A 22,417-nucleotide genomic window follows, 5' to 3' on the forward strand; every position below is an offset into this window, starting at 1 on the left:
AAACTCGCGCAAGTGTCTTCTTAGTAAAAGATTGGTCGTGCACGCAACTCCCCTTTCTTCGTATGCGGCCAAATGTAGCCAGATCCGCAATGCAGCCCCAGGGGGCGTGCAGCCGACTTGGGCAGTTGAATTGCCGTGCAAGCTTGCGCGGCGAATGCCGTTTGTCCCGCGAGCATTGCAACAAGAGCGACCGCCCATCTACTACGAGACCGATCTTACCGGCGGATCGAGACTTCCAGTTTAGGTAGGAGGGCAGCTGTTACTGGGAACGCCGACCTGGAACTGAGAATGCTATAGCCGCAGAACCTCGTGGAGCAGGCAATCGAGTTAGCGCTCAGTGTAGGGACCTAATGACCGCTCGACATGGGGCAGTGTGAGTACGGCCGACGCAGGTGGGGGACAGCAACCGCTGCGAAGCTGTCCGCCGAGGCGACAACAACAGGCAAGTTGCAGCCACGTGAGCACAGCGGTTGCGCAACTGCTTTTGCTCCAACCGGTCACACCAGGGTGGGCATCACCGAAGACCTCTGCCCCGATGTGGAGCGGTCGCTCGCCCGCCCTCGCAGGCTCTCCAACTGTCGACCAACCGCCGTTACGCCGAGCGACCCTCGAAGCCCGCCGAGTTGTGGAAGTGGGCGCGAGTCAGGCCAGCCCGCTCGAAACGATCGCCACGCGCATTCAGGTCTGATGGCTCAGTTGATCGACGACGAACTGAAGCGCTCGCAGAGCGATGGCTGGATCACCGCAATACTGCGCCTGCACGATGGCGCCATCCACTGCGATGGCCAAGGCTTCGGCCGTGCGCTTTCGCTGACGCGACCGCGGCAGCATGGCTTCGATGGTGTCAGTCATCTGCTGTTTGTGCTGATGCGTGACCTCGATGACGGCGGGCATCGCAGGCCCCATCTCGCTGACGCAATTGAGGAACGCGCAGCCGCGGAAATCGCCCAGCGCCTCGCCACTGAACCATTCCTTTATCACGGGCGGCAGCGCCTTGGCGCCGTTTGATTCACCGCCGTGACGTGCCAAGGCCTCGGTGAACCACTGCATCCACTGTTCGTGCCGAAGGTTCAGGTAGGCCAGGATGAGGTCGTTCTTGCTTGGAAAGTGCCGGTAGAAGGTCACCTTGGTGACACCAGCCTCTGCGATGACGCGGTCGATCCCGGTCGACCGCAGGCCTTCGGCATAGAAGAGGTCGTGCGCCTTGCGAAGGATTCGCTCCTTTGCTGGCAAGTCGCCGCGGCCGCAATTCGTTGTCTTGTTCATGACCACACTATAGACAGGTCTGTCTACCGTCGCCATAATGCGCATGTAGACAGATCTGTCTACATGCCGCAGTCACACGGCCGCTCATGACCATTCACCGAGAGTCACTGACATGGACACCCGCCCCCCATTGCCACCATTCACCCGCGAGACCGCGATCGAGAAGATTCGCCTGGCCGAAGACGGCTGGAACAGCTGCGATCCTGCGCGCGTCGTGCTCGCCTACAGCCCCGACACCGTCTGGCGCAATCGAGCAGAGTTTCCTCGGGGCCGTGCCGAGGCGCAGGCGCTGCTCGAACGCAAATGGGCGCGCGAACTTGACTACCGCTTGATCAAAGAGCTTTGGGCCTTCGACGGGAATCGCATCGCGGTGCGGTTCGTGTACGAGTGGCATGACGAAGCCGGCAACTGGTTTCGCAGCCACGGCAATGAGAACTGGGAATTCGACGAACAGGGTTTGATGACGCATCGCCACGCGAGCATCAACGACCAGCCGATCAAAGCCGAAGACCGGAAGTTCCATTGGCCACTCGGTCGCCGCCCGGACGACCATCCAGGGCTCACGGAACTGGGGCTGTGAGATGAAACGCGACCTCGCCAGACGCACGCAAGCGAAGGCGAGGCCGCGTGTGTCGAGTCATCCGCATGACGTGTTGAGTGGCACTGCGCTTGTCAGGTGAGCGTTGGCTGTGGCTTGCGGTGCCGCACAGGGCAGACAGCCCCCTTGCATCCATCGGCGCCGGGGTACTCGTGCGTGCCCCACCGCTTTCGACTGGCAATAGTCATCCGGTTTGGGCGCCTGACAGACCGCTATCGCTGCATGGCCGTCATCCTCACCACTGGCTAATCAGCGGCTTCACCAAAAGCAGCTTACCCATTGCCAATGTGCAAGGTCCCCACATGGCATCCCATGCTGGATTGGACCGATCGCCATTGCCGATGAACACCGTGACCAGCTTTCATACACACCCCAACCCCACCAAGGTGATCCGCAAGGCCTCATGCAAAGGCGTCCGTGGCTCCTCCCCCAAAAGACCCAGCAACTTGCGGTTATCCAGTCGCAGCGGGGTGTCCCACAGATAGCGCATCTCAAGCATCTCCCGCAGCACGGGCACAAACGGGCTCAACCCTCTGATCAACCACCAGGGGACAGACCGGATCGGCAGATCGGCTTGACCAGATGCCTGCGCGATCGCTCGGGCCATCTCGATGCCTTGAGGCAACCAATGCCCCCCCAAAGTGCACCACGTCCGCATCGGCCATGCGCTCCGGGTGGCTCAGTGACAAGCTCATCAAACGCAGCAAGGTGTCCGCCAGATCAGGCAGATACGCCCAGGCGTGCCCCACATCGGGCTTGCCGGGATAGGCCACCCGGCGCAGCGGGCGCCCCGGCTTGATCAACAGATGGCCCATCCACGACGACGGTGCATGCGCGCCAAAGAAGTCGCCCGCCCGCACCACCAGTGATCGAACCGGTGATGGCTCGCTCGCGGCCTGACGCAGCATGGCCTCCATCTCGACCTTCACCTGCCCCTTGCGGGTCAAGGGGTGCTGGGGCGATGCCTCACTGACCACGGTCCCCGCATCGGGGCCAAAGTTGTAGACATTGCCCGGCAGGATCAGCCTGGCGCCACTCTGACGAGCCGCCTCGATGGCGTTGGACAGCATCGGCAAGGCCAGCTCCCGCCAGCGCACATAGCCGGGTGGGTTGGCCGCATGCAGGATGCATGTCATGCCGCGCGCGGCTGCCACCACCTCAGGCATCGACATGGCATCACCCCTGACCCACTCTATTCCTGGCACGGGGCAGCCTTCGACAGAGCCCTCATCCACGCGATGGCGGGTCAAGGCACGAACGCGCCAGCCCCGTTCAATCGCCTGCCGGGCCACCTCGCGCCCTATGCCGCCAGTGGCGCCAATGACCAGCAGCGCTGGGGCACTGGTGGCCGACACCTGATGCACACCGTCCATGAGCCCCCTCCTGATGCTTGACGAATGCCCTCATGCTATGTGCCTTGAGAACATACAACAATGGCTTATTTGCGTACATTGGCTATACATTCATGTATGACCATGCATGCCCCTGACTGGAACCTCTACCGATCCTTTCTCGCCGTGATGCGCGAGGGCAGTCTGTCGGCCGCCGCACGCTCGCTGGGCATGACCCAGCCCAGCATGGGGCGCCACATCGATGCGCTGGAAGCGGCCCTGGCTCGCCCGCTGTTCACCCGGTCGTCTGAAGGCCTGCGGCCCACTGCCTATGCCCAGCAACTCCTGGGGCCTGCGCAGGCCATGGCATCGGCCGCGCAGGAGGCGGCCCGGCTGACCAGCGGGCAGCAGGCCCAGTCTCGCGGCACGGTCCGCATCTCGGCCAGCCAGATCATCGGGGGCGAGGTGCTGCCCGAGCTGCTGGCACGCTTTCAGGCGCAGCACCCGCTGATGGCCATCGAGCTGGTGCTCAACAACCAGCAGGATGACCTGCTCAAACGCGAAGCCGATATCGCCGTGCGCATGGTGCGCCCGACACAAAAGGCCTTGATGGCCAAGCGACTGGGCCGCGTCGACATCGGCATGTATGCCCATCAGCGCTACATCATGCGGCGAGGCATGCCGCACAGCATGATGGACTTGGCCCAGCACACCCTGATCGGCGCCGATACCGACCCCACGGCCATCCATCTGGCGCAGCAAGTGGGCCTGCACATCACACGTGAAGATTTTCAGTTCCGCTGCGACAGCGATCTGGCCCAGCTTGCCGCCCTGCGCGCCGGCCTGGGCATCGGGGGTTGCCAGATCGGCATCGCGCAACGGGATCCCCAGCTCGTGCCCGTTCAGCCCGATGTCCTCACGTTCAGCCTCGACATGTGGCTGATCACGCACGGTGATCTGCGACGAGATCCCAATGTCATGACGTTGTATCGCCATCTGGCCACTCACCTCACGGCGTATGCCTTGACGAGCCAGCGCGCCAAGTAACCGGGCCTTCCATCTTTCGCATCAGGCACCGTGGGTCAGTGTCAGCCAGCTTGGCTCAAGAGAAGTTGGCCCAAGATCAGTCTTTGACTGACGCTCTCCAGATCACTCAAGCGGTCTGCATGCCCATCTTCAATCTTGAACAGGATCAGTTCGTTGATACCGGCCACGATCGCCAGGACCAGTTCTGGGTCCAAGGGTGGTAGCGATGGCACCAGCGCACGTTCTGCGTCATAGGCCGCCAGTAGCACATCCGCAAACTGCTGCAGGACTTCGCGCTTGGCCTTCATGCCCTCTGTACCCAGGTACAAGATGTCGATATACAGCCGCTTCATCAAGGCAGACTGGCCCTGCATGAAGGCTAAGTAAGCCTTGGCCCCCAGTTGGATGCGCTCCAGCGCCGAAAGACCGACGGAGCCCGAAGCCTCCTTGAGGACGCCCAACACCCGAGCGCTGTTCTCGCGATACAGCGCCAGGAAGCAGTCTTCCTTGTTGGCAAAGTGTTGATAGAAGGTCCGCTTAGACACCCCTGCCTCTTTCACCACATCGTCGGCGTATAGCTCGGACAGTGCCCGTTGCTCCAACACCTTGGCCATGCCAGCGATCAGGCGACTGCGCGGAGAAATGCCGTCTTTCGTCAAAGCCATGAATTCGAGGATGGAAAACGCCGAAGCAGTCTCTGGATTATTGCGGTACACTTTTGTACCACTTTTCTCGTGTCGTCGCGCCATGGCTTTGAAAAACGTTTGCACCACATCAACCGGTTGTGTTTCCACACGGGTCGCCATCGTCGGCTCAGGCTTCGGTGGATTGGCAACAGCCCATTACCTGAAGCAGGCGGGCATCCATGACTTCCTCATCCTTGAGCGTGCAGGCGACGTCGGTGGCGTGTGGCGCGACAACAGCTACCCTGGCTGCGCCTGCGATGTGCAGTCCCATCTGTACTCGTTCTCCTTCGCGCCCAACCCGGACTGGAGTCGGGCTTTTTCGCCCCAAGCCGAAATCCTGGGCTACCTGAAGCGCTGCGTGCAGGAGTTGGGACTGATGCCCCACGTCCGACTGAACCACGAGGTCCATCGAGCCAAGTGGGACGAGGCCAGCGCCACCTGGTGCATTCAGACCAGTCAAGGTGAAGTGCGCGCGCAGCATCTGGTGGGCGCATTCGGCTCCCTGAGTGACCCGTTGATGCCGAAGCTTCCGGGTCTGGAGGTGTTCAAGGGAGAGGTCTTCCATTCAGCCAACTGGCCCAGGAGCTTCAATCCGAAGGGCAAACGCATTGCTGTCGTGGGCACCGGGGCGTCTGCATTGCAGTTCATTCCGGCCATACAGCCGGACGTGGCTCAGATGCACGTTTTCCAGCGCACGCCACCCTGGGTCTTGCCTCGCCACGACGGGCCGATTTCGCCGTTCGCTCGATCGCTGTTTCGCAAGATGCCCTGGCTCCAAAAGCTGGCGCGCGCGCAGGTCTATGTTCATCGCGAAGCCTTGGCCCTGGGCTTTCTGCACCCCTGGCTCATGGCTCGCACACAAGCCAAGGCGCTCAGGCACATGCATGCGGCGGTGAAAGATTCCACCTTGCGCAAGAAGCTGACGCCTGACTACACCTTGGGCTGCAAGCGGATTCTGATCTCGAACACCTACTACCCGGCGCTGGCGCAAGCCAACGTCGAGGTCGTCACGGACGGCGTCAAGCAGATCTTGCCGGATGGCGTTGTCGGCCAGGACGGTGCCTTCAGACCGGTGGACACCATCATCTACGGCACCGGCTTCCAGACCAAGGATCTGCCGTTCACCCACCTGATCCGTGATGGCGAGGGCCGCACGCTGGCATCGGCCTGGAAAGGCAGCCCTCAGGCCTACATGGGCACCACGGTTCACGGCTTTCCTAACCTGTATCTGCTGCACGGCCCCAACATTGGGCTGGGCCACACCTCCGTGGTGTACATGCTGGAAGCGCAGGCCCGTCACATCGTGGGCGTGATCAAACTGGCGCAGTCCAATGGCTACGATGCGGTGGAGCCCACGGCATCGGCGCAGCAGCGATTCCTGACCCGGATCGAGAAGATGATGCGAGGCACCGTGTGGGTGGCGGGTGGCTGCGAGAGCTGGTATCTGGACGAGACCGGTCGCAATTCCAGCATCTGGCCTGGGTTTACCTTTAGTTATGCGCAGGCCGCGAGCAAGGTTGCCGAGAAGGACTATGTGTGGCGACGACTTGCGCCAATGAGGCAGGCATCCAGCACCGCCAAGGCCTCCTCATGAGTGCGTCACCCATCAAAGGGCGGTTCCTTCGGGGCCTGGACCGCTTGCTGGATGCCGGCGCCCATCCGGCCATGCCCGACGCCCATGCAGTCGATCAACTCTCGCCCTTCCTTCAGGTGCTGCGCCGGCTCAGGCGCCTGGGTCATCAAGATGGTTCGGCCGTGGCCACTCGCCAGCGGTTTCGTGCAGACATGGCAGCCTTTCGAGTGGGCTTTCCCATCGGATCCTCGCAAGACGTGTCCATCCCTACCGATCACGGCGCACTGGCTGCCCGGCTTTATCGCCCCAGTTCACCTGTCAGCCAGGCGCCGCTGACCGTGTTCTTCCACGGCGGGGGGTTCATCATGGGCGACCTGGACACCCACGACGATGCTTGTCGTTTGTTGTGTCAGGGCAGCGGCATGCCCTTGCTTGCGGTGGCCTATCGGCTGGCACCCGAAGCCCCCTTTCCAGCAGCGGTAGACGACGCGCTGGCCAGCGCACGTTGGGCCCTCAAGCAGCTCGATGCCTTCGGAGCGAAGGGCCTGGCATTGGGCGGAGACAGCGCAGGGGCCAACCTGGCCGCTGTCACTGCGGCTCGCCTTGCCCAGGAGGATCAGCCTGTTACCGCACAACTGCTGATCTACCCGGGAACCGACCTGTCGCAAACGTGGACATCACACACGCAGTTCGGCGCAGGCTACTTCCTTGACCGCACCGAAAGAGAAACCTTCTACCGTGCTTACCTGCAAGATGTTCAGGCACACGCCACAGATGTGCGGGTTTCGCCCATGCTGGCCCGCGTGCCAGCCGGGATGGCGCCGGCGCTGGTCGTCACCGCCGGATACGACATGTTGAAGGACGAAGGGCAAGCCTATGCGCACCGCCTCCAGCGCGCTGGCACCCCCGCTCAGAACCTGCACTTTCCCCGCCTGGGCCATGCCTTCATCAACCTGGCCAGCGTCCACAAGGAATCGCGTGCAGCGGTGGCGCAAGTCGCCAGCGAATGGCGCGAACTGGCTTTGACATCACACAGGAGTAGATCATGAAGTCACAAGGACAGCGCGTGCTGATCACGGGTGCAGCCCGAGGCATCGGCGCAGAGACTGCGCGACAACTGGCCGCGCAAGGTGCCAGCGTGGCACTGGTGGGTCTGGAGGCCGAGCGGCTGGCCGCCCTCGCAAAAGAGCTGGGCCCCCGGCATTGTTGGGCTGAATGCGACGTGACTGATCAGAGCTCGGTGCAGCGAGCCGTGACAGCGGCTTTGGGCCACCTGGGCGGGCTCGATGTGGTGATCGCCAACGCCGGCATTGCCAGCAACGGTACGGTGGCCGTCAGCCCTGTCGAAGCACTCGTCAAAACGGTGGAGGTCAACCTGATTGGTGTCATCCGAACGGTGAGCGCCACCTTGCCCGCCATCACCGACAGCCGAGGCTATTTCCTGCTGGTCTCGTCGGCCGCGGCGCTGAAGTCCATGCCGGGCACCTCGGCCTACGCCGCATCCAAGAGCGGGGTGGACCATTTTGCCAACGCCCTGCGCCTGGAAGTGGCCCACAAGGGCGTGGATGTCGGGGTGGTCTACCCCGCGTGGATCGACACCGACCTGGTGCGTGATCAGCGACGCGAGCTGGCCTCGTTCAACGATGCCCTCAAACAACTGCCCTGGCCATTCAATGTGGTCACATCGGTGGAGGATTGTTCGCGCTCCATGGTCGATGCCGTGAACCGACGGCAACGCAAGACCTATGTGCCCGCAGCGCTGGCCCCCATTGGGGCGGTACGCCAGTTCTTCATGAGCCCCGTGTGGGAGTTCTTCGTCAAACGCAAGGCCCGTGTGGCCGTACCCAAGGTCGAGGCAGAGGTCATTGCGATGGGCCGCTCCTTTGGTGCCAGCAGCATGGGCCACGCCTTGACCGCCAAGCACAAGAAGGACTGACATGACCCACACCCCATTTGCGAACCAGGTCGTCTGGATCACCGGTGCCTCTCGCGGCATCGGCGCCGAACTGGCCAAGACCTTTGCGGCACAAGGCGCTCGACTCATCCTGTCTGCACCTCAATCCGAGCAAGCCGGTCTGGACACGACGGTGGCCATGTGCCAGAGCCTGAACGTCAAAGGCGGCACATACCGCATCGAGGCCTTCGACCTCACCTCCAGCGAAGAGGTTGAGCTGGCCTATGGCCGCATCCAGTCAAGCGGATGGGAGGTGGACGTGCTGGTGCACAACGCAGGCATCACACACCGCTCCATGGCCCTTGAAACGAGCCTGGATGTCCATCGCAAGATCATGGCTGTGAACTACTTCGGGCCGCTGCAGCTGACCAAGCTCGTCGCGCCGGACATGATCCGCCGTGGGCGCGGCAGCATCGTGGCGGTGGCCAGCGTGCTGGGCCTGATCGCCACGCCCCATCGCTCGGCCTACATTGCGGCCAAGCACGCCATGCACGGCTTTTTCGAGGCCCTGCGCACCGAGACCATGGATCAAGGCCTGCATGTGATGCTGGCCTACCCTGGCTTTGTGAACACGGACATCTCGATGCATGCCCTCACGGCGCAGGGCGGCACCCACGGCAAGCGGGATCCTGGGCAGTCCAAGGCCATGCCGCCACAGCGCGTGGCCCAGGCAATCGTTGACGGACTCACCCAACGCCAGACCCGTCTGTTGATCGCGGGCAAGGAAGGCTGGCTGGTGCTCCTCCAGCGCCTGGCCCCCAGCCTGGTCACGCGCATCGTTCGACGCGTTGCGACCACCTGATCACCCCGACTTCATCGCTGCGAACACATGCTCAACAAGCCCGCACTGACAGCTGCCGCACTGGCCATCGTTGCCCTGGTGGGCTACCTGCTCTTGTGGCCGACCGGCGTCCATCCGGTGGCTTGGCAGCCTCAGCCATCGCCAGGCTACAGTGGCCCCTACGCACGCAACGAGCGCCTGGCCGACATGCGCCGGTTGCCCCTGGCATCGGGGGTCGGCCCCGAACATGTGGCCCAAGGCCCCGACGGTTTGATGTACACCGCGCTGGACAATGGCCACATCGTGCGCCTGCAGCGCGATGGCAACCACCTTGAGCTCGTGGCGGATACGGGGGGTCGTGTGTTGGGCTTCGACTTCGACCGCGACGGTAACCTCATCGCTGCCGATGCCTACAAGGGCCTGCTTCGCGTGACACCCAGCGGCAAGGTCAGCCTGATCACCGATCGGGTGTCGGACACCGACGCCATCGTCTTCGCCGATGCCGTCGCCGTCGCAGCGGATGGGCGCATCTATTTCACCGAGGCCAGCCATCGGTTTCAACCCGGCCCCTGGGGTGACCCGATGGCGGTGAGCCTGGCCGAGATCCTGGAGCAGCGGGGCAACGGCCGGGTACTGGTGCACGACCCTGCAACGCGCAAAACGGAAGTCATCGCCACCGGGCTGGTGTTCGCCAACGGCATCGTGATGGCCGAGGATGGTCAATCGCTTCTGGTGGCGGAGACGGGTCGCTATCGCATCTGGCGCATCCCCATGTCAGCCAGGCAGCTTGACGTGCGTGTGCCGGGCAACACGGCTCGCGTGATCCTGGACAACCTGCCGGCCTTTCCCGACAACCTGACCAAGGGCGAACCGGGCCGCTATTGGGTGGGCCTGCCCAAAGCCCGCAGCGTGCTAGCCGATGCGCTGGCACCCTGGCCCTTCTTGCGTGCGGCATCGTTCCGCCTGCCCCATTTCTTGTTGCCCGTGCCCAAGCCCTATGGCCACGCGCTGGCCTTCAACGAGCAAGGCCAGGTCCTCGCAGACCTGCAGGACCCCAGCGGTCGCTACCCGGAAGTGACAGGCATCACGGAAGTGAAAGGCACCTTGTACGTCCACAGCCTGGTGGCGCCAGCGTTCGGCATGCTCAAGCCGGCAGCGGGCGACCTGCCCCGGTGACCCGAGCCGTGCATCAACCGCGCTCTGGCACAGCGTCATGGCGACCTTGCAGCCATGCTTCAGCCAGCCTGAACAGGTCACTCCCGGCGTCGGGGTGAGTGACGATGCTGGCGTGGTCACAGTCATGCGTCGCGCCACCGTGCTTCGAGAGCACATGTACCCGAGACATGGATCGTCGATGGCGGCCAGGTACAGCCTAGGCGGCAGCTTGACGTGCTGCGCAGCGCTCTTGCGGGTAAGTACCCCATCCACCTCTGCATGTTGCGAACCCTCACGCTGCGCTTGGCAGCGAAGTGAACCACGCTGGCCACCTGAGCAATGAGCGCTGGATAACGCAACAAACAGCTGTTCATCACCACGCAGCCCCACGAGTGAGACACCCAGTGGACCTGGCTGGCCTGAGCTTGGTTCATGACGGCGGCGTGAAGTGCCGGCAGATCGACGCCAATCACCTTGCTCTGGCCATGCCGAGCATGCCGGTCGATGAGCGGCTGGCTGCTGCCTTTGCCGCGCAAGTCAGCCACAAAAACATCGTAGCCACGCTCGGCCAGCCACGGCGGTGTCAACGGGGACGGAAATGCGCGTGTGTTGAATCTTCATGGAAGGAACTGCGTTGCGCCAAAACAGGCTCGCTGTTGAACTTGAGCCATGTCAAAGCCATGGGGCGTCGCGGTGGTACATTTTTGTACCACAGATTTGGATTGCAAATCCGAGCGCACCAAAGGAGTCAAGACAGTGCAGACCTACACCGCCATCATCATTGGCAGCGGCTTTGGCGGCATGACCGCCGCCCTCAAGCTCAAACAACTGGGCATCACCGATTTCCTGATCCTGGAGCGGCGCCCCTTTGCTGGCGGCACCTGGTGCCAGAACACCTACCCAGGCGCGGCTGTCGACGTGCCCTCCACCCTGTACTCCTTGTCCACGGAGCACTTCCCCTGGAAACAGAAGCTGGCCGACCAATCGGAATTGCATGTCTACACACAGCAGGTGATGACCAAGCACCATCTGCACGCCAAAACCCAACTGGGAGCGACAGTATCCAAGGTGCAATGGCAGGAAACGGATCAATGCTGGCAGGTGGAGACCGAAACATGCGGCAGCTTCCGTGCGCGTTTCCTGATCAACGCATCGGGCCCCTTGAGCCACGCCAAGATCCCCGACTTTCCAGGCCGGAACACCTTCAAGGGCAAGGCCTTCCATACGAACGAATGGGACCACAGCTACGACCTTCGCGGCAAACGTGTGGCCGTGATCGGCAGCGGGGCCAGCGCCGCGCAGGTGATTCCGGCCATCGTGGATCAGGTCAAACAACTGCATGTGTTCCAGCGCACACCGCATTGGGTGATGCCTCGCCATGACAAGACCTACTCGTCGTTAGAGCGTTGGCTGATGAGCTTCCCTTCGATCTACAAGTTGGTGCGGGCGACCGTGTACTGGAAGCTGGAGACGCGCGTGATCGGCTTCAAGTACTCCAAGACGCTGCTGAACCTGGTGGCCCGTCGCAAGGCATTGGCGCACTTGCACAATCAGGTGCCAGATCCGGCCATGCGCCAGCAACTGACGCCGGATTTCGACATCGGTTGCAAACGCATCATCCTGTCCGACACCTTTTACCCAGCCCTGACCAGCCCCCGCACCACGCTGCATCCGCAGTCAGACGGCATCGCCGAGATCACGCCGACGGGCATTCGCACCAAGCTGGGAAAGCAGGTCGATCTGGACCTCATCGTCTACGCCACAGGCTATGACGCCACCGACGGGGTCGTGTCCTACCCCATCATCGGCAAAGGCGGGTGCACCGTGGGCGATCTGTGGCGTGAATTCCCGCGTGCCTACCTGGGCACCACGCTGCCGGGCTTTCCTAATCTCTTTGTCATGACGGGTCCCAATACGGGCATCGGCCACACCTCGGCCATCTTTGTCATCGAGGCACAGATGGAATACGCCGCGCGCTGCATCCAGCGTGTATTAAAGCAAGGCAAACAAAGCATTGAGGTGCTGCCCGAGGCTGAAAACAGCTACACCGCCATGATCCACCGCGAGATGGAGAAGACCGTGTGGAAGTCTGGCGGCTGCCGCAGTTGGTACCAGAGCAAGAGTGGCCATGTCATTGCCATGTTTCCTGGCTTCAGCTTCACCTACTGGCGGATGGCGACGTCGTTCAAGCCGACACATCATCGGCTCCAGTAGGCGCCGCTTCTGACACTGTGGCGGTTGGAATCGCCCGAAGCGGAGTGCATCGAGTGTGCCAAGCAAGCCTGTGGAAGGCTTACTGCACGCAAAGTCACACAGGCTGCAGCTCAAACGTGCAGGCGTAGCTGTGGATCGGTGCACCGTCGAGCGGCTGATGCGCTTGCAAGGTCGCCAGGGCCTTCACCTCTGAACGGGCTCAGCCACCGGATCGGCAGATCGGCTTGACCAGATACCTGCGGGCAACCAATGGCTCGCAAAGTGGACCACGTCCGCATCGGCCATTCGCTCTGTGTGGCTCAAGGACAAGCTCATCAAACGCCATCTGGCCATCGCTTCGGCGCACACCGAAGCAAAGGGGCGCATGGTGGGCGGACAGTCTGGGTGTTATTGAACTGTCATCACATCCCCATGACCATCACCTGCTTCATCCGATATCAGATCGACCCCTTCCAGCGCACGGCCTTCAGGCATTACGCAGAGGCCTGGGGCCGCATCATTCCTCGCTGCGGCGGCCATCTGATCGGGTACTTCCTCCCACACGAAGGCAGCAATGACGTGGCTTGGGGTCTGATCAGCTTTGACAGCATGGCCGCGTACGAGCGCTATCGCACGGCACTGCGAGCCGACGACGAAGGGCGTGCCAACCTCGAAATGGCGCAATCCATGCGGTTCATTCTTCGGGAAGAACGCTCCTGGCTCGAAGGCGTGGCCTCGACCCTCCATCAACCCCGCGAGGTCGCGCCATGATGGCGGTCATCTTCGAGCTGGAGCCGCGCACAGGGCAGGCGCCCCGGTATTTCGATCTGGCCGATGAGCTGAAGCCCTCACTCATGATGCAAGATGGCTTCATCTCCATTGAGCGCTTCGAGAGCATCAGCCAGCCGGGTCGTTACCTGTCCTTGAGCTTCTGGCGCGACGAGCAGTCTGTGCGTAACTGGCGCAATCTGGAGGCGCATCGCCTGGCCCAAGGTGAAGGCCGCGCCCATGTATTTGCTGACTACCGATTGCGCGTGGCCCAAGTGATCAGGGACTACGGCCTGTCCAGCCGCGAGCAAGCGCCGCCCGACTCTCTGGATGCGTTAGGCTGAACGCATGACACGCACTGCCGCCCATGAACCACGCATCGCCCGGGTCGCAGCGATGGTGGCCGATCCTGCGCGCTCCTTGATGCTGGCCTATTTGCTGTCCGGGGAATTGGCCAGTGCGGGAGAGCTGGCCGCCGCGGCCTCCGTCACGGCCGCCACGGCCAGTGGGCACCTGTCCAAGTTGCTGGATGCAGGCCTGCTGGTCTGCGAGGCCAGGGGCAGGCACCGCTACTACAAGCTGGCCCATCAGGATGTGGCGCATGCACTGGAGGCTCTGGCCGTGGTGGCGGAGCGCTCCTCTCACGATCGATTGTGGGAGTACCCCGCGCGCAAGCGCCTGAGGTACGCCCGGTGTTGCTACGGCCACCTGGCGGGCGAGCTGGGGGTCAGGGTGCTGGCGACCTTGCAGGCCCGAGAAGGGCTCAAAGCCACCCAGGACGGCTATGAACTCACACCCTCAGGTCTGGCGTGGATGGCCGAGCTTGAGCTGTCGCCAAAGGCACCTGCCTCCGGACGGCGCTTCGCCTACCCCTGCCTGGATTGGTCAGAGCGGCGAGACCATCTGGCCGGTCAACTGGCCGATGAATTGCTTCAGCACTTCATCGACAAGGGCTGGATGCGGCGTGGCGATGGGCGAGCGCTGGACCTGACGCCTCTGGGGGTTCAATCGCTGCTGCCGATGCTGCGTGGCGCCGGTTGAAGCATCGATGTCGATCAAGACGCACTGCCCAAGGCGCCGTATCGCGCCGCGCTCGGCGAGACGCCAAACCACCGCTTGTACGCTTGCGAAAAACTGGACAGGTCACTAAAGCCCATGCGCTCGGCGATCTGGGTGAGCGACAGCGTTTCATCTTCCAGCAACTGATTGGCCTGGCGGCCACGCACCTCCGCCAGCAGCATCCTGTAGGAGATGCCCTCATCTTGCAGCCGCCGCTTCAGTGTCCTGTCGCTGAGTCCCAGCGCACGCGCAGCCTGAAGCAAATCCGGCGTCATGTTGAGAGGGGTCGCTGCCAGGTACTGGCGCAGGTATTCGCCGGTACCCAGCCGGGCGCGACGCCGCTCCATCAACTCTTCGCAGGCTCGCTCGCACATGGCCACCGTGACAGGGTTGGCCTGAGGGAGCCGCAGGCCCAACAGCTTGAGATCGCAAGACAGGCTGTTGCTGCTGGCGCCAAATTCAGGGCGGACCCCACCGATGCGCAGCAGGCCTTCGATCCAGCCGGGACCACGCTCGACGGTGTGCTTGAGGGTGAACCGAGACAAGGCGAACTCCGGCCCCATCACCTCTTTCATCAAGCGGGAGGCTGCCGCCACATCGCGCTCGACCAGAAAGCGCTGAATCGCAGGCTCGACGTCCGGGGCCTCGAAGGTCACGGTGTACATCTCGCCGTCCAGCCCCCCCGATATGCGACAGAACGCGAACGTCAGAGGGATGAACCGCAAGGCCAGCGCCATGGCGTCGCCAGCGGTCGCGCTGCTGATCAGGCCCAGGCCCCACAACCCATACGAGGCGAAGTTGTAGCGCATGCCCACTTCCAGCCCCAGGCCAGGCTGCCTGCAGGCCCGGATGAGGTTGCCCACCACACACAACTCCTGGTTGGCCTCCAGTTCGATGGCTGGATCATTCAGATCGGCTTCTTTCAGGCGTGAGCGGGCCAGGATCTTGGAGGCATCCAGCCCCCGCTCCTGAGCAAACTCGACCAACAACCGCACGCTCGCTGGACTGCGCTTGAAATCCCAAAAGTTCATGCAGGGATCATGAAGGGTGAATACCGATGTGGTTGGCCTAAATCATAAAGCCTTTGTCCTTCGTCAACATTCTCCGTTGCGGTGGTTTTGCGCATGATTCCGCCTCATAGCAGACCTGCGTCTGCACTTCGAGGTTTCAAGACATGCAAAGCACCAGCTCAGAGGCCCGCACCTCTTTTCACACCATCATCATCGGAACCGGCTTTGCGGGCATCGGGATGGCCATCGCCTTGAAGAAGGCAGGTCTGGGCAACTTCCTCATTCTTGAAAAGCAGAACGATGTCGGCGGCGTGTGGCGAGACAACACCTATCCAGGCGCCGCCTGCGACGTGCCGTCGCACCTGTATTCGTTCTCGTTCGAGCCCAATCCGAACTGGTCCCGGGTGTTCGCCCCCCAAGCAGAAATCCATCAATACCTGAAGCACTGCGCCAGGAAGTACGGCCTGTTGCCATCCATCCGCTTTGGCTGCGAAGTGGCCCAAGCCGATTACCACGAGAGCCTTGCGCTGTGGACGGTGACCTTGAGCAATGGCCAGGTCTTGCAAGCCCGTTTTGTGGTCACGGCCACGGGGCAGCTCAGCCGCCCCGTCTATCCCAAGCTGGAGGGCATGGACAGCTTCAAGGGGCATGTCTGTCACTCCGCCCACTGGGACCACAGTTATGACATGAACGGCAAGCGCGTCGCGGTGATCGGCACGGGGGCCTCGGCCATCCAGTTCGTGCCTGCCATCGCTGGCCAGGTGAGCAAGCTGACCGTGTTTCAACGCTCGGCTGCCTACATCCTGCCGCGACCGGATGGTCCGTATGCAGGCTGGCGCAAGGCCATGTTCAGGATGGCGCCCTGGACCATGACACTGCACAGGGCCCGCATCTATTCCCAATACGAAAGCCGGGCGGTCGGTTTCACGCGCATCAAGGCCATGATGGACTTGGCAGTGGGCCTGCCTTTCAAGGCACTGCTTCGCCGGCAGGTGCAAGACCCCACGCTACGTGCGCAACTGACGCCTGACTACCCCATCGGATGCAAGCGCATCTTGCTGTCCAACGAGTACCTGGCCACCATGGCCAAGTCCAACGTGAACCTGGTCACCCAGGGCATCCGCCGCATCACGGCCGATGGCATCGAGACGATGGATAGGCAGCACCATCCCGTTGACGCGATTGTTTACGGCACCGGCTTCGCGGCCACCGAGTTCCTGGCGCCCATGACGATCACGGGTCGCGATGGCCTGGAGCTCAATGAAGCGTGGCGAAAGGGCGCACAAGCCTACCTGGGCATAACCGTGCCGGGCTTCCCGAATTTCTTCATGCTTTATGGCCCCAACACCAACCTGGGCCACAGCTCCATCATCTACATGCTGGAAAGCCAGATCGCCCATGTGTTGCGGTGCATGCAGGCCGCTCACCAGGCAGGTGCCAACGCGATTGAGGTCGACGCACAGCGCTACGCCAGCTTCAATGGCACCGTGCAAGCGCGCCTTAGGGCCACCGTGTGGCAGGGTTGCAAGAGCTGGTACGTGGATGCCAACGGCCATAACAGCACGAACTGGCCGGGCTTCACATTCGGCTACCGCTGGCTCACGCGTTATTCATCGCTCAACGCCTACAACTTCACTAAGCCCGATCATCGCTGCGGGCAGGTCGTCCACCATGCCGAGCCAGTCGGTGCGGTGGAGTCTTTCAGCGCGAGCCTGTTGAGGTCGTTTCTGCGCGTGACGTTCAAGGCCTTCATTCGGCCGCCCGTGGGGGTCGGCACGCAACGTCTGATCGTGAGTGCATTGGCTAGGCTGATGCCTGGCGATGGCCGCGCGCGCATCGAGCGCCATGAGATGGACGGCATGACCACGGAGGTGGTGTCGCCCAAACAGGCGGAGAACCAGGGGGCAACGGTCCTGTACCTGCATGGTGGCGGCTTCTGCTTGGGCAGCGCCCAAACCCACCGCAGCGTGACGACGCGGCTGGCGGCCGTCGGCATGACGGTCTGGGTGCCGCAATACCGACTGGCGCCAGAGCACCTTCAGCCAGCCGCTCTCGAAGACGCGCTGGCCTGCTATCGCCATATGCTTCAGAGCGGTGTGGCATCGCATCAAATCGTGTTGTGCGGTGATTCGGCTGGCGGCGGGCTGGCCTTGAGCCTGGCCTTGACGCTGCGTGATGCGGGCGAACCTTTGCCCGCCGGGCTAATGCTGCTGTCGCCCTTCCTCGACACGACCTTGTCGGGGGACACCGTCCGAACGGCGGCGGCGCGCGATCCCATGCTCAATGTGGCCTGGCTCCAGCAAGCCGTGCGCTGGTATGCACCGGAGAAGGACCATCATCTCCTGGAAGCCGATCTGCAAGGCCTGCCGCCCATGCTGATTCAAGTGGGTGACCAGGAGGTGCTGCAATCGGACTCAGCCCGCTTGAGTGCCCTGGCCGCACGCTGCGGTGTGCCTTGCCATCTGGAGGTGTACGCAGGCCGCTGGCATGTGTTCCAGCTTCAGGCCGCCTTCCTTGCCTCGGCCGCGAATGCCGTGAGCCGCCTGGCCACGTTCGCCGCGCAGAGGACGCAAGGGCAAGCCTCTCGACACGCCTGGCATGAGGTCGATGGCGATCCCGTCGCCCGGGCCATGGCGCTCTGATTTCCCATTCGCTCAGTTTCAATGACCCTCGGAAGCACAACGTGAACTCTCGCCGTTACCCCAATATCTCGCAGGAGCGCATGCGCGCCATCAAGTCCACCTTCACGGCAGAGGGCGCGCTGTGCGCTGCCACCCTCTATGTGCCGAAGGACACGCTCCCCGATCAGCAACTGCCCGCTATCCTCATGGTGGGCGGCTGGGGCAGCATCCAGATGGCCCTGACCTCATCGTTCGCCTTGAGCTTCGTCGACGCGGGCTACGCCGTGATGGAATTCGATTACCCAGGCTGGGGTGACAGCAGCGGCTTCCCACGGCAAGGCATCAACCCCTGGCGCAGAACGCGCGTGGCCGATACGGCACTGGCTCACCTGAAGTCGCAGCCCAATGTGTTGGCCCATGAGATCACGCTGTGGGGCACCTCCTTCGGCGGCGGGCATGTGGTTGATCTGGCCACGCAGCACCCGGAGGTGAAGGGCGCCATCGTCCAGGTGCCGATGCTCGACGGGCTGGCCGCGATGTTCGCCACACCAATTGGCCGACTTGTGAAGATGATCGCTCTCGGCACCCTAGACCTGATCAAGCCTGGCGCACCGATCTGCGTCCCGACCTTGTCGCGCGAGGGTGGGTTCTCCACCATGGACCGCGACGGCGGCTGGGAGGCCATGGAGGCTGCACTGGCGGCGCACCCTGACCACAAGTACGACAACCGCGTGGCTGCGAGGTCGGTGCTGCCGCTGCCGCTGTATCGCCCTTGGCTGCGTCTGAAGGACGTGAAGATCCCGATGCTGATGATCGGCGCCACGGGCGACACGGTGGCGCCCTTTGTGTCGGACAAGGTCAAGCGCGTTGGCAACCCGAATGTGCAGGTGATCGAGGTCGCTGCCAACCACTTCGACCCCTACTTTGACCCGCTGTTCCCGGAGATGCTGGCGCACCAGCTGAAATTCCTACGTCGCGTTGATCCGCGGCTTTCCGAGGTGCCGGCGCACGAGTTGAAGGTACTGCGCGGATGATCCTTGATGGCGGGACTTGCACCCGCAGGAGTGCGCCCATGCTGGGCGCACATAAGAAGAGGAGCCCAAAGGCTCCTCTCTCGAAGGTCAGCGGCCCAGTCGACCGACTCGGGTCACAGCACAATCACAGGTGCACCGCAGCTTGTACCGTCGTGCTTGTGTTCATGGTTTTTCATGTTGCCGTAGCCACGGCACCACCCGGTACGGTTACCCGTCAGTTCCGGCGTCACGTCTTCTGCAGGCGCAGCACGGTCATCCGCATCCACCTTATGCCACTTCGGCGTGCCCCCACTGATCGTCATAAGCTCTGCCTTGTCGAGGTTGCGCATCATCATTCCTTCCTAACAAAAGTGTTTTTTTGTTATATCACTACCGGTCGCTCCAAGCCACATCTGACAGACCACCTCCCCCAACTGCGTGCTAAAGGCAAGCGGGATGCGTCATCCTGCACATTGGGGTCATGACACGGCCGTCCTGAATGCCGGGCTTGAGCTGACAATCGGGCGCGACATGATCGCGGCCCGGGCCTCTGATCTCCCGCAAAAAACCCGCCATCTCCCCGCCCCCCATCCACCCCCGCGCCAGCAAGTTTCATCCAACTCTGCTAACTTCGCGCCTCGACATGTACCGAGGAGACCGCGCTTGACCCACTTGACCCAACGCCTGAGCGCGCTCGCCCCTGACCGTCTGCTGGGCATCCGCCGCGGCATCGAGAAGGAAAGCCTGCGCACCCGCCCGGATGGTCAACTGGCGCTCACGCCCCACCCTGCAGCCCTGGGGTCGGCACTCACCCACCCGCACATCACCACCGATTTCAGCGAGTCACAGGTCGAGCTGGTCACCGGCGCCCACACCGGCGTGCAGCACTGCCTGGACGAGCTCACCCAGATCCACCAGTTCGTGTACCGCGCCATAGGCGATGAGCAGTTGTGGGTCAGCAGCATGCCCGGCCACCTGCCGCCCGATGAGGCCATCCCCATCGGCCAGTACGGCCACTCCAACGTCGGGCGGGCCAAGAGCGTGTACCGCATGGGCCTGTCGCACCGCTATGGCCGGCGCATGCAGACCATCTCGGGCATCCACTACAACTGGTCCATGCCGGGCCTGAGCAGTGACGATTACTTCGGCCTGATCCGCAACTTCCGCCGCCAGTCCTTCCTGCTGCTGGTGCTGTTCGGGGCCTCACCGGCCGTCCATGCCGACTTCGTGCGTGGGCAAGCGCATGGCCTGCAGCCCCTGGGCGATCAGACCCTCTACCTGCCCCACGCCACCTCGCTGCGCATGGGGCGCCTGGGGTATCAGAGCGATGCGCAAAGCACGCTGGCGGTCAGCTACAACGGCCTCAAGGGCTATGCCGCCTCGCTGCAGGATGCCCTGACACGCGCCTACCCGCCGTATGAGGCCCTGGGCATCCAGGATGAGCAGGGGCAGTACAAGCAGTTGTCCACCTCGCTGCTGCAGATCGAAAACGAGTTCTACAGCCACATCCGCCCCAAGCGGGTGATCCACACGGGCGAGCGCCCGCTGCACGCGCTGCGCGAGCGCGGAGTCGAATACGTGGAGGTGCGCTGCATGGACCTGAACCCCTTCCTGCCTGTGGGCATCGACGAGGTCACCGTGCGCTTCCTGGATGTCTTCCTGCTGCATTGCCTGCTGTCAGACAGCCCCTGGGACACGCCGCAGGAGATCGCCGCCCTGGCGCGCAACCAGCAGGCCGTGGCCGCACGCGGGCGCGAACCGGGCCTGCACCTGGAGCGTGGGGACCAGACCGTGTTGCTGATGGACTGGGCCCGGGAGGTGCTGGACGCCTGCGCCCCCATTGCCGATGCGCTGGACGCCCTGCATGGCGGGCAGGCCTACCGCCAGGCCTGGCAGGCCACCTCAGACACCTTGAGCGCCCCGGCCACGCTGCCCTCGGCGCGGGTGGTGGCGGCCATGCAGCAGGACCCCGCACAGGGGCATGTGGGCTTTGCCCAAGCCCGATCTGCGCAGACGCGCGAGGCCATCATGGCGCTGGCGCTGCCCGCCGATGTGCAGGCGCGCCTGGCACAGCAGGCGCAGGATTCGCTGGCCGAGCAGGCCGCCATGGAAGCGGCCGACACCCGATCCTTCGAGGACTTCCGTCAGGACTACATGTCGGCACGGCATCTGGTGGTGTGAGGGGCTGAATTCAGGAAGGGCAGGAAGGGAAAACACGCGATGCGCCTGCGCGCCCAAATGTGTACATTCGCACACATCAAAACCGGACCGCAGGAGCTTTCAGCATGACCCTCCCTCCATCCACCGGCACGTGCGATCGGCGCCGTGTCTTGCGGCAGGCCCTCGCCTTGGGCGCCGCCTCGGCCGGCGGCCTGCTGCCTCTGGTCGCCCGCGCTGGCGCCACGCCCACACGCATCGACGTCCATGCCCACCTGATCCCCGATTTCTATCGATCGGCCATGACGCAATATGGCGTGCAGGGAGACGGAGGCCTGCCCACGCCATCGTGGTCGCCCTCGTCCGCGGTCGGCTTCATGGACAAGTTCGGCATCGCGGCGCAGGTGGTGTCGCTGTCCGAGCCGGGGTTTGGTTTCTTGCCCGACCGTGGGGCGCGCGAGCTGATGGCCCGGCGGGTCAATGACTACATCCGGGAGGCGCTGATCGGGGCATCGAGCGCCACCAGCCTGTACCAGCGCTTTGGGGGCTTCGCCTCGCTGCCCATCGGCGATGCGGACGACGAACTGGAAGTGGCCGCCGCCTCGCTGGAGGCCACCCGCGCCTTGAACTACCTGCAACTGGACGGAGTCGGTCTGTACTCCAACTACAAAGGGGTCTACCTGGGCGATCCGCGCCTGGACCGCCTGATGAGCACGCTCAATGATCTGGGGGCGCTGGTCTTCATCCATCCGGTGGCGCCGCCGGTGCGCCCGGAGCTTTCCATGCCCACCTTTGTCCTGGAGTTCCCTTTCGAGACCACGCGCGCTGTCACCAACATGCTCTACAAGGGCATCTTCCTGCGCTATCCGCGCATCCGCTGGCTGCTGTCTCATGCGGGGGGCACCATCCCCTTCCTGTCGTATCGCAGCGGGCTGCTGGCGCTGAACCTGAACCCGCGCAAGAGCTCCTACGCCAATCTGTTCTTTGACACGGCCTTGTCCGCCGCACCGCCCTCGATGGCGGCCGTCAGAAAGATCACGGAGGTCTCCCACATCCTGCTGGGCACCGACTACCCCTATTCGCAACTGACCTACGCCTTGAAGCTGCCAGGCGATCCCAACTCTGAGCTGAACGACACCTTCAACCCGACCGAGCGCCAGATGGTGGACCGGGGCAATGCCCTGGCACAACTGCCCCGGCTGGCCCGGCGCCTGGCCTCGGGCTGA

At 63.1% G+C, this 22,417-nt stretch carries 20 protein-coding genes and 1 pseudogene; 15 read left to right on the forward strand and 6 right to left on the reverse strand.

All coding sequences use genetic code 11. From position 1 onward, the window contains the following. Window positions 1–678 precede the first annotated feature (678 nt). Window positions 679–1,266 carry a TetR/AcrR family transcriptional regulator gene (locus VFW84_RS04095; RefSeq protein ID WP_329679159.1) on the reverse strand — a complete coding sequence of 196 codons (588 nt, stop codon included), beginning with the start codon at window positions 1,264–1,266 and terminating at the stop codon, window positions 679–681. Between the two features lie 112 nt (window positions 1,267–1,378). Here VFW84_RS04095 and VFW84_RS04100 point away from each other — a divergent pair, with 112 nt between their 5' ends. Continuing rightward, window positions 1,379–1,846, forward strand: coding sequence for a nuclear transport factor 2 family protein (locus VFW84_RS04100; RefSeq protein WP_329679160.1), 468 nt, complete (start codon window positions 1,379–1,381; stop codon window positions 1,844–1,846). 379 nt (window positions 1,847–2,225) lie between these two features. Here VFW84_RS04100 and VFW84_RS04105 read toward each other — a convergent pair. After that, window positions 2,226–3,237: pseudogene (locus tag VFW84_RS04105) on the reverse strand (NAD(P)H-binding protein). A gap of 96 nt (window positions 3,238–3,333) precedes the next feature. Here VFW84_RS04105 and VFW84_RS04110 point away from each other — a divergent pair. Then, window positions 3,334–4,242 carry a LysR family transcriptional regulator gene (locus VFW84_RS04110; RefSeq protein ID WP_329679161.1) on the forward strand — a complete coding sequence of 303 codons (909 nt, stop codon included), beginning with the start codon at window positions 3,334–3,336 and terminating at the stop codon, window positions 4,240–4,242. Window positions 4,243–4,283: 41 nt separating this feature from the next. Here the strand turns inward: VFW84_RS04110 and VFW84_RS04115 are convergent, their stop codons facing one another. Further along, complete coding sequence (locus VFW84_RS04115) at window positions 4,284–4,886, reverse strand: TetR/AcrR family transcriptional regulator (RefSeq protein ID WP_329679162.1); 603 nt, start codon at window positions 4,884–4,886, stop codon at window positions 4,284–4,286. 10 nt (window positions 4,887–4,896) lie between these two features. Between VFW84_RS04115 and VFW84_RS04120 the strand changes: the two genes are divergently transcribed. From VFW84_RS04120 to VFW84_RS04140, 5 genes are read left to right on the forward strand one after another with little or no spacing between them, the layout of a single operon-like run. Beyond that, window positions 4,897–6,501 carry an NAD(P)/FAD-dependent oxidoreductase gene (locus VFW84_RS04120; protein ID WP_329679163.1) on the forward strand — a complete coding sequence of 535 codons (1,605 nt, stop codon included), beginning with the start codon at window positions 4,897–4,899 and terminating at the stop codon, window positions 6,499–6,501. Beyond that, window positions 6,498–7,529: an alpha/beta hydrolase gene (locus VFW84_RS04125; protein WP_329679164.1), complete on the forward strand. Its 1,032-nt coding sequence runs from the start codon at window positions 6,498–6,500 to the stop codon at window positions 7,527–7,529. Before VFW84_RS04120 ends, VFW84_RS04125 begins: the two co-directional genes overlap by 4 nt. Then, entirely contained in the window at window positions 7,526–8,416 is an 891-nt protein-coding gene (locus VFW84_RS04130) for an SDR family oxidoreductase (RefSeq protein ID WP_329679165.1), read from the forward strand. The genes VFW84_RS04125 and VFW84_RS04130 overlap by 4 nt, the downstream gene beginning before the upstream one ends. A gap of 1 nt (window position 8,417) precedes the next feature. After that, window positions 8,418–9,236 (forward strand): SDR family oxidoreductase, encoded by an 819-nt coding sequence (locus VFW84_RS04135; RefSeq protein WP_329679166.1) that lies wholly within the window; start codon window positions 8,418–8,420, stop codon window positions 9,234–9,236. 27 nt (window positions 9,237–9,263) lie between these two features. After that, window positions 9,264–10,391, forward strand: a complete 1,128-nt coding sequence (locus VFW84_RS04140) for an SMP-30/gluconolactonase/LRE family protein (protein ID WP_329679167.1) — start codon at window positions 9,264–9,266, stop codon at window positions 10,389–10,391. A gap of 122 nt (window positions 10,392–10,513) precedes the next feature. Here VFW84_RS04140 and VFW84_RS17485 read toward each other — a convergent pair whose 3' ends face one another. Further along, window positions 10,514–10,957: an alpha/beta fold hydrolase gene (locus VFW84_RS17485; RefSeq protein ID WP_414638886.1), complete on the reverse strand. Its 444-nt coding sequence runs from the start codon at window positions 10,955–10,957 to the stop codon at window positions 10,514–10,516. 169 nt (window positions 10,958–11,126) lie between these two features. Here VFW84_RS17485 and VFW84_RS04145 point away from each other — a divergent pair, with 169 nt between their 5' ends. The 4 genes from VFW84_RS04145 (at window position 11,127) to VFW84_RS04160 (ending at window position 14,372) form a co-directional block, all read left to right on the forward strand. Next, window positions 11,127–12,584, forward strand: a complete 1,458-nt coding sequence (locus tag VFW84_RS04145) for an NAD(P)/FAD-dependent oxidoreductase (RefSeq protein WP_329679168.1) — start codon at window positions 11,127–11,129, stop codon at window positions 12,582–12,584. A 411-nt stretch (window positions 12,585–12,995) separates the two neighbouring features. Then, a complete protein-coding gene (locus VFW84_RS04150) occupies window positions 12,996–13,334 on the forward strand; it encodes an NIPSNAP family protein (RefSeq protein WP_329679169.1) in 339 nt (112 codons plus the stop codon). Further along, window positions 13,331–13,675, forward strand: a complete 345-nt coding sequence (locus VFW84_RS04155) for an antibiotic biosynthesis monooxygenase (protein ID WP_329679170.1) — start codon at window positions 13,331–13,333, stop codon at window positions 13,673–13,675. Before VFW84_RS04150 ends, VFW84_RS04155 begins: the two co-directional genes overlap by 4 nt. A gap of 4 nt (window positions 13,676–13,679) precedes the next feature. Further along, complete coding sequence (locus VFW84_RS04160) at window positions 13,680–14,372, forward strand: helix-turn-helix transcriptional regulator (protein WP_329679171.1); 693 nt, start codon at window positions 13,680–13,682, stop codon at window positions 14,370–14,372. A 14-nt stretch (window positions 14,373–14,386) separates the two neighbouring features. Here VFW84_RS04160 and VFW84_RS04165 read toward each other — a convergent pair whose 3' ends face one another. Then, window positions 14,387–15,421: an AraC family transcriptional regulator gene (locus tag VFW84_RS04165; RefSeq protein WP_329679172.1), complete on the reverse strand. Its 1,035-nt coding sequence runs from the start codon at window positions 15,419–15,421 to the stop codon at window positions 14,387–14,389. 143 nt (window positions 15,422–15,564) lie between these two features. Between VFW84_RS04165 and VFW84_RS04170 the strand changes: the two genes are divergently transcribed. Further along, window positions 15,565–18,042 carry a flavin-containing monooxygenase gene (locus VFW84_RS04170; RefSeq protein WP_329679173.1) on the forward strand — a complete coding sequence of 826 codons (2,478 nt, stop codon included), beginning with the start codon at window positions 15,565–15,567 and terminating at the stop codon, window positions 18,040–18,042. Window positions 18,043–18,122: 80 nt separating this feature from the next. Beyond that, a complete protein-coding gene (locus VFW84_RS04175) occupies window positions 18,123–19,055 on the forward strand; it encodes an alpha/beta hydrolase (protein ID WP_329679174.1) in 933 nt (310 codons plus the stop codon). Between the two features lie 113 nt (window positions 19,056–19,168). Here VFW84_RS04175 and VFW84_RS04180 read toward each other — a convergent pair whose 3' ends face one another. Next, the gene (locus tag VFW84_RS04180; protein ID WP_329679175.1) at window positions 19,169–19,390 is read right to left on the reverse strand and encodes a hypothetical protein; all 222 of its coding nucleotides are present in this window, start codon (window positions 19,388–19,390) and stop codon (window positions 19,169–19,171) included. Window positions 19,391–19,697: 307 nt separating this feature from the next. On the opposite strand from VFW84_RS04180, the gene gshA reads away from it, so the two are divergent. Together gshA and VFW84_RS04190 are read left to right on the forward strand one after the other, a co-directional pair. Then, window positions 19,698–21,215 carry a glutamate--cysteine ligase gene (gene gshA, locus VFW84_RS04185; protein ID WP_329679176.1) on the forward strand — a complete coding sequence of 506 codons (1,518 nt, stop codon included), beginning with the start codon at window positions 19,698–19,700 and terminating at the stop codon, window positions 21,213–21,215. Window positions 21,216–21,319: 104 nt separating this feature from the next. Next, window positions 21,320–22,417 (forward strand): amidohydrolase family protein, encoded by a 1,098-nt coding sequence (locus VFW84_RS04190; protein WP_329679177.1) that lies wholly within the window; start codon window positions 21,320–21,322, stop codon window positions 22,415–22,417.

Origin of the sequence: Aquabacterium sp., from assembly GCF_036279655.1 — a bacterium.
Classification (GTDB): domain Bacteria; phylum Pseudomonadota; class Gammaproteobacteria; order Burkholderiales; family Burkholderiaceae_C; genus Aquabacterium.